1 protein-coding gene is annotated in these 1,427 nt (G+C 59.9%); it reads right to left on the bottom strand.

Translation table 11 applies throughout. The annotated features are described in order from the left end of the window. Positions 1–77 precede the first annotated feature (77 nt). On the bottom strand, positions 78–1,334 hold the full coding sequence (locus BAUR9175_RS19060; RefSeq protein ID WP_180959294.1) for an integrase catalytic domain-containing protein: 1,257 nt from the start codon (positions 1,332–1,334) through the stop codon (positions 78–80). Positions 1,335–1,427 lie beyond the last annotated feature (93 nt).

Below are 1,427 nucleotides of genomic sequence, written 5' to 3'. Positions count from 1 at the left end.
CGAGGTGCCTCACTGAGGAGTGAGCGCGTGATCCGTGTTGGTGCCTCAGCATTTTTGAGCGTGAGGCTTACGGTTCACTAATTCGTTTGGAGTCGATTCATCGACGGTTTCAATGATGCCATGTCCAGGTGCCGACTGGCAGCCATGGCCTCGGTCTTGGACTTCGACAGCTCGATCAATCGCATCTGGATCTGATTGATCTGGCGAGTCAGATCGGCAGGATTGACACCATCGACTCGTTCGCTGATGGCCGTGACCTGGTCATCGGTCAGGAGTCCGGAATCGAGGACTCGTCGCCACGGGGTCCGGGGACTGTCGTAGACACGTCGGCGACGACCATCGCTGGTGGTGGCATATTCGACGGGCTTCTTCGTCGGGACGAAGAAATTCAGCCGCAGCGACACCAACGGCCATAACTGGCCCAGCAGCCCCAGTTCTTCGCTGGTGTCATAGCGCCAGTAGAAGGCGTGTTTGCGTACGACATGGTTGTTCTTCGACTCCACCGTCGCTTGGTCGTTCTTCCTGTAGGGCCGCGACCTCGTCTGGTCGATATCACGTTGTTGGAGCCAGTCGGCGACTTCGTGGTTGATGAACTCGGACCCGTTATCGGAATCGAAGACACGCAGTTCAAACGGGAACTTCCCGTCCAGATCAGCCACCGCTTCGAGGATCCATTTCGAGGCGTTGTTGCGGATCGAGGCGTTCTCGGTCCACCCGGTGACCATGTCGGTCATCGTTAAGGTCCGGGCGAACTCACCGACGTAGCTGGGCCCGCAGTGGGCGACGGTATCGGCCTCGATGACTCCGGCCACGGTCGGTGGTTCATCGCCGGTCTTCGACAGTCCGATCGAGTTGCGTAGCAGTGGTGGCGGCTTCGTCGTCGAGATGCCTCGCAGCTGCATCGATTGCCTGGCCGGGGCCAGGTATCGGTCGATGGTAGCAGCGCTCATCGATTCCAGTTCCTCGATCGCAGTCGCAGAGACGAATGGATGGTCGAGGTCTCCTGCTTGTTCGAGCAGGGGCAGCCACATCGGCAGCATCACGACGAAGTACTTTCCGCAGGGCATGCCCATCAGCGCCCACACGTGCTCGAGGAGGACGCGTGAGGCATCGGAGTAGGTTTTGGGCCTGAGTCGTCGTTTGTCGACGTGTTCGCCCGGGTCCGGTAGGCGGGGACCGGTCAACATTCTCCTGGCCGTCGACCGGCCCATTCCGGTCGTGGCCATCACTTCGTCGAGGATGCGAGACCGGTCGGTCTTCGAGGCTTTGCGGTAGGTGGTGCGGAGTTTGTTCGTCACGTGGCGTCTGGCGGTCATCGGGATCTTGCCTTCCATAGGGCAAGCCTGCTCCCGTTTGTTGGGAGTTCGCGCTCAAAGTCTTTGAGGCACCGCCTGGTTCTACGCGCTCAAAATAGCTGAGGCACGTCG

The organism is Brevibacterium aurantiacum, from assembly GCF_900169065.1.
GTDB classification, from domain to species: domain Bacteria; phylum Actinomycetota; class Actinomycetes; order Actinomycetales; family Brevibacteriaceae; genus Brevibacterium; species Brevibacterium aurantiacum.
Note: the sequence above shows the minus strand (reverse complement) of the source record. Positions and strands in the feature narration are given on the sequence as shown.

What these genes read in the sequence shown, in the direction of transcription:
- BAUR9175_RS19060 (WP_180959294.1), bottom strand. Translation starts at nt 1,334, where the DNA reads ATGGAAGGCAAGATCCCGATGACCGCCAGACGCCACGTGACGAACAAA.